Origin of the sequence: Ensifer sp. ZNC0028 (assembly GCF_000799055.1) — a bacterium.
GTDB lineage: Bacteria > Pseudomonadota > Alphaproteobacteria > Rhizobiales > Rhizobiaceae > Ensifer.
Genome location: NZ_JTLA01000177.1, coordinates 1 through 6,376 on the forward strand (window position 1 = coordinate 1; position 6,376 = coordinate 6,376).

Annotated in this window: 4 protein-coding genes; all 4 read right to left on the reverse strand. The window is 64.2% G+C overall.

The annotated features are described in order from the left end of the window. A partial coding sequence (fdhF, locus tag L981_RS31715; RefSeq protein WP_043626314.1) for a formate dehydrogenase subunit alpha occupies positions 1-2,848 on the reverse strand: 2,848 nt, incomplete at its 3' end. A 231-nt stretch (positions 2,849-3,079) separates the two neighbouring features. Beyond that, entirely contained in the window at positions 3,080-4,636 is a 1,557-nt protein-coding gene (locus tag L981_RS31725; protein WP_043626320.1) for an NADH-quinone oxidoreductase subunit NuoF, read from the reverse strand. After that, entirely contained in the window at positions 4,633-5,112 is a 480-nt protein-coding gene (locus tag L981_RS31730; RefSeq protein ID WP_043626322.1) for a formate dehydrogenase subunit gamma, read from the reverse strand. The genes L981_RS31725 and L981_RS31730 overlap by 4 nt, the downstream gene beginning before the upstream one ends. 176 nt (positions 5,113-5,288) lie before the next feature. Next, the gene (locus L981_RS31735; protein ID WP_043626325.1) at positions 5,289-6,185 is read right to left on the reverse strand and encodes a LysR family transcriptional regulator; all 897 of its coding nucleotides are present in this window, start codon (positions 6,183-6,185) and stop codon (positions 5,289-5,291) included. Between the last annotated feature and the right edge of the window lie 191 nt (positions 6,186-6,376).

Sequence of the window (6,376 nt, forward strand, 5' to 3'; positions counted from 1 at the left end):
GGCGCGACTGGCGGGCCTGCTCGTCATAGTCCACCTGCCAGTCCGAAGGACCGTTCGACGGCATCACCTGCACTGCCGTCACCTTGTATTCCGGGCAGTTGGTCGCCCAGTCGGAGAAGTCGGTCGTGATGACGTTCGCCTGTGTCGATGGATGGTGGAAGGTGGTGTAGACGACGCCGGGCGCCACACGATCGGTGATCAGCGAGCGCAGCGTCGTCTCGCCGGCGCGGCTTGCCAGCCGGATCCAGTCGCCGTCACGGATGCCGCGCTGTTCGGCGTCGTGCGGATGGATCTCCAGCCGGTCTTCCGCATGCCAGACGACGTTGTCGGTGCGCCGCGTCTGGGCGCCGACATTGTACTGGCTGAGGATACGGCCGGTGGTCAAAAGCAGCGGGAAGCGCGGGCCGGTGCGTTCGTCGGTCGCAACATATTCGGTGCGGATGAACTTGCCCTTGCCGCGCACGAAGCCGTCGACATGCATGATCGGTGAACCCTCGGGATGCGCCTCGTTGCAGGGCCACTGCACAGAGCCCATCTTTTCGAGATAGTCGTAGGAGACGAGCGCGAAGCTCGGCGTCGTCGCGGCGATCTCGTCCATGATCTGCGAGGGGTGGCGGTAGTTCCAGTTGAGGCCCATGGCCTGGGCGAGCTTCTGCGTGACCTCCCAGTCGGCATAGCCGTTCTTCGGCGTCATCACCTTGCGCACGCGGTTGATGCGGCGCTCGGCGTTGGTGAAGGTGCCGTCCTTTTCGAGGAAGGTCGATCCCGGCAGGAAGACATGCGCGTAGTTGGCGGTCTCGTTGAGAAACAGGTCGTGCACGACGACGCATTCCATCGCCGCGAGACCGGCGGCCACGTGCTTGGTGTCCGGGTCGGACTGCAGGATGTCCTCGCCCTGGATGTAGAGGGCCTTGAAGGTGCCGTCGACGGCCGCATCGAGCATGTTGGGGATACGCAGGCCCGGTTCGTTGGAGATCTCGACGCCCCAGAGCTTCTCGAAGGTCTCGCGGGTCGCATCGTCGGAGATATGTCGGTAGCCCGGCAGTTCGTGCGGGAACGAGCCCATGTCGCAGGAGCCCTGCACGTTGTTCTGGCCGCGCAGCGGGTTCACGCCGACGCCCGGCCGGCCGATATTGCCGGTGACCATGGCAAGGTTGGCGATCGCCATGACGGTTGTCGAGCCCTGGCTGTGTTCGGTAACACCGAGACCATAATAGATCGCGCCGTTGCCGCCGGTGGCGTAGAGCCTTGCGGCACCACGCACCAGGTCGGCCGGTACGCCGGTATAGGCCTCGGTCGCCTCGGGGCTATGGTAGGGCTCGGCGACGAAGGCGGCCCAATCCTCGTATTCCGACCAGTCGCAGCGCTCGCGGATGAACTTCTCGTTGGCGAGGCCTTCGGTGACGATCACATGGGCGATCGAAGTCAGGATCGCGACATTGGTGCCGGGCTGCAGCGGCAGGTGATAGGCCGCCTCCACATGCGGTGAGCGCACGATGTCGGTGCGGCGCGGATCGATGACGATCAGCTTGGCGCCTTCGCGCAACCGCTTCTTCAGCCGCGAGCCGAAGACCGGATGGCCGTCGGTCGGATTGGCGCCGATGATGACGGCGACGTCGGTGAACTCGACCGAATCGAAGTTCTGCGTACCGGCAGAGGTGCCGAAAGCCTGGCCGAGGCCGTAGCCTGTCGGCGAGTGGCAGACGCGAGCGCAGGTATCGACGTTGTTGTTGCCGAAGCCGGCGCGCACCAGCTTCTGCACCAGATAGGTCTCTTCATTGGTGCAGCGCGACGAGGTGATGCCGCCAACGGAATCGCGGCCATACTGATACTGGATCCGCCGGAACTCGGAGGCCACATGCGCATAGGCCTCCTCCCAGGTGACCTCGCGCCAGGGATCGGAGATCTTCTCGCGGATCATCGGATTGAGAATGCGGTCCTTATGGTTGGAATAGCCATAGGCGAAGCGGCCCTTGACGCAGGAGTGGCCGCGGTTCGCCTGGCCGTCCTTCCACGGCACCATGCGCACCAGCTCTTCGCCGCGCATTTCCGCCTTGAACGAGCAGCCGACGCCGCAATAGGCGCAGGTCGTCACCTCGGAATGCTCCGGCTGGCCGATCTCGATCACCGACTTTTCGGTGAGCGTCGCGGTCGGACACGCCTGCACGCAGGCGCCGCAGGACACGCATTCCGACGACAGGAAGTCTTCCGCCATGCCGGCCGAAACGCGGCTGTCGAAGCCACGGCCGCCGATTGTCAGCGCGAAGGTGCCCTGCACTTCCTCGCAGGCGCGCACGCAGCGCGAGCAGACGATGCATTTGGCCGGATCATAGGTGAAATAGGGATTGGACTCGTCCTTCGGCATCCACTTCGCGTTGATTTCGCCATTGTTGCGCGCCGTGACGTGGTTCTCGCCCTCATAGCCGTAACGAACGTCGCGAAGACCCACGGCACCGGCCATGTCCTGCAACTCGCAATCGCCATTGGCAGCGCAGGTCAGACAGTCGAGCGGATGGTCGGAAATATAGAGCTCCATCACCCCGCGCCGCACATCCTTCAACCGCGGCGTCTGGGTGGAGACCTCGATGCCAGCCGCAACCGGCGTCGTACATGACGCCGGCATGCCGTTGCGCCCCTTGATCTCGACGAGACAGAGCCGGCAGGAGCCGAAGGCATCCATCATGTCCGACGCGCAGAGCTTCGGCACCTCGATGCCGGCATCCATCGCCGCGCGCATGATCGAGGTACCCTCGGGCACCGTGACCTCGCGGCCGTCGATCGTAAGCGTCACCAGCTTTTCGGATTTCGAAGCGGGAGTGCCGTAGTCGATTTCATGAATGAGAGACATGTCAGCCCTCCTGAGAATTCTTGTTCAAGGGGGCGGTGTTACCCCCCTCTGGCCTGCGCGACACAAACAACGGCCCCTCATCCGGCTGCCGCCACCTTCTCCCCGCCAGCGGGGAGAAGGGATATGCCGCACCCGTCCCCCATGCGTCAGAGACAGCGTGAGCCGCGTCCCCTCTCCCCGCCAGCGGGGAGAGGGTTAGGGTGAGGGGCAATTGCCGATGTACAGCAAGCATCATTCCGCAGCCTCCACCACTGGTGCCGGCTGAAAATCATCCGGGAAATGGGTCATGGCGCTCAAGACCGGATAGGGTGTGAAGCCGCCCAGCGCACAGAGCGAACCGAACTTCATCGTGTTGCAGAGATCGGCGAGGAGCTCGCGGTTCTTCTCCGGCTCGATGCCGGCGGCGATCTTGTCGGCGACCTCGACACCGCGGGTCGAACCGATGCGGCACGGCGTGCACTTGCCGCAGCTTTCAACCGCACAGAACTCCATCGCGAAACGCGCCTGGTTGAGCATGTCGACCGTATCGTCGAAAACGACGATGCCGGCGTGGCCGATGAGGCCGTCACGCGCGGCAAAGGCCTCATAGTCGAACGGCGTATCGAACAGCGCACGGGGAAAATAGGCGCCGAGCGGGCCGCCGACCTGCACGGCCTTGACCGGCCGGCCGCTCGCCGTGCCGCCGCCGATGTGGTCGATGATCTCGCCGAGCGCCAGGCCAAAAGCGGTCTCATAGAGGCCAGCATGCTTGACGTTGCCGGCGATCTGGATCGGGATCGTGCCGCGCGACCGGCCCATGCCGAAGTCGCGGTAATAGGCAGCGCCCTTGTCCATGATGATCGGGACGGAGGCAAGCGATATCACGTTGTTGATCACGGTCGGACAGTCGAACAGGCCCTTATGGGCCGGAAGCGGCGGCTTGGCGCGCACGATGCCGCGCTTGCCTTCGAGGCTGTTGAGAAGCGCCGTTTCCTCGCCGCAGACATAGGCGCCGGCACCCTCGCGCACTTCCATATCGAAAGCCCTGCCGGAGCCGAGCACCGAAGGCCCGAGCACGCCGGCCTTGCGGGCGATCTCGATCGCCTCGGCCATCGCCGTGATCGCATGCGGGTATTCCGAGCGGGTATAGATGAAGCCCTTGGTGGCGCCGGTCGCGATGCCGGCGATCGCCATGCCCTCGATCAAGACGAAGGGATCGCCTTCCATGATCATCCGGTCGGCAAAGGTGCCGCTGTCGCCTTCGTCGGCGTTGCAGACGATGTATTTGCGCGCGCCCGCCGCATCGAGAACGGTCTTCCATTTGATGCCGGTCGGAAAGCCCGCGCCGCCGCGGCCGCGAAGGCCGCTTTCGGTCACCTGCGCGACGATGTCCTGCGGCGCCATGGCAATGGCGTTGCGCAGGCCTGCGAGCCCGCCATGGGCCTGGTAATCGTCGAGCGACAGCGGATCGATGATGCCGCAGCGCGCAAAGGTCAGACGCGTCTGCTGTTTGAGGAAGGGGATCTCCTCGGTCTTGCCGAGACAGAGTGCATGATCGCCGCCCTCGAGCAGGCCGGCATCGAGCAGCGAGGTCACGTCACGCACCTTGACCGGGCCATAGGCCACGCGGCCGCCAGCGGTTTCCACCTCGACCAGAGGTTCCAGCCAATGCATGCCACGCGAACCGTTGCGAACGATCACGGCGTCAAGGCCGCGGGCTGTGACCGCCTCGGTCATCGCCTTTACGACCTTCTCGGCGCCGAGCGCGATCGCTGCCGCATCGCGCGGGATGTAGATCTTCACCGTCATCGCCGCGCCTCCTGAACGAGTGCTTCGAGATCACTGGCGTCGACCCGGGCATGCACCTCTCCGTCCAGCATGGCGGAGGGTGCGCAGGAACAGAGCCCGAGACAGTAGACCGGCTCCAGCGTCACGGCTCCGTCAGGCGTCGTCTGATGAAAATCGATACCGAGCAGCCGCTTGGCGCGTTCGGCAAGCGCGTCGCCGCCCATCGACTGGCAAGCCTCGGCGCGACAGAGCTTCAGCACGTGACGCCCGGCCGGGTGCTCGCGGAAATCATGGTAGAAGCTCATGACGCCGTAGACTTCGGCGCGAGAGAGGTTGAGTTCGCGGGCAATCACCGGAAGACATTCCTGCGGCACATAGCCGAACTCTTCCTGCAGCTCGTGCAGGATCGGCAGCAAGGGCCCTTCGAGCCTCTTCAGCTCCTCGACGATGGCGAGCGTGGTCTCCGCGATATCGGCGCGCGGCTGATGGATGTTCAACGGGAGCCCTCCCGGCTCGTGGGCGAGACGGCGGCACCCGAAACGGGCGACCGGCCCAGCCGACATTTCACTTCTGGCGAAGGCCGTTCCTCGGCGGTCTCCGGCCATGATCAAAAAGCTTCGCGCTTATGGCCGCATGGGTCAATAAGGCTGTTCCGTCGATCGATAGAAAAAATCTATTGAACCTGATTTCGCTCACCGAGAATGCGTGCTTCGTGCAGCAAAGCCGAGACCAGCGGCGTAAACGGCTCACGATGCGTCGCAACCAGACCGACGGTGTGACGGGCGTCCGGATCAACGATCGGTATCATCCGGATATCTTCGTGAAAACCGAATGATTTCGCGACGTTGAACGGCATGATGCTGGCCCAGCGACCGGTGCGCACATGGGAAAAAAGCACGATCATCGAGTTCGATTCGAGCGTCGGCTTGGCGACGGCACCCGCTTCGGAGAAATGCTGGTTGATGATGCGGCGGTTCTGCATATCGGCCGTCAATAGACAAAGCCGAACGTCGCTAACCTCTTTCCACGTCACGCTTTCCCGCTCCGAAAGCGGCGTTCCGGCGGCGGTGACGAGGTGATAGCGCTCGACCTGGAGCGGAACGCTGGTCACCCGGCCGAGCGGCTCGTTCTCCAGATAGGTGAGCCCCGCATCGATCTCGAGATTTTCGAGCAGTGCCAGGATCTGCACCGATGTCGTCGACAGCACGGAAAAGGTAACATCAGGGTGCTTTTCCTGGAACGGCGCGGTGATCATCGGCACCATGGCAAGCGTCGTCGGTACCGCTGCCAGTCGGATATGCCCGGAAAGACCCTTGCGTGCCGCCCGCATCTCCTCGCGCATGGTGCGGGCATCGCCGACGATGCGGCGCGCCCATTCGAGCACGCGCTGCCCCTCGGGCGTCAGGCCCTGAAAGCGCGATCCGCGGCTGACGAGCATGACGCCGAGCTGATCCTCGAGCTGACGAATGGCCGCCGACAGCGTCGGCTGCGTCACGCCGCACTCCTCCGCCGCCCGGCCAAAGTGCCGTTCGCGTGCAAGGACGAGGAACATTTCCAGCTTGTCGATCATGCGTAGCCTTCGTTGTTGTGGCTCTTCCCCTCACCCTAGCCCTCTCCCCGCTCGCGGGGCGAGGGGACTTGGCGCTTCGCGAGATCGCCTCTTTATGACGTAGGTCCCGAATGGAGTGGGGGACGCGAACGGGCGCGGCATCGTCCCTTCTCCCCGCCTGCGGGGAGAAGGTGCCGGCAGGCGGATGAGGG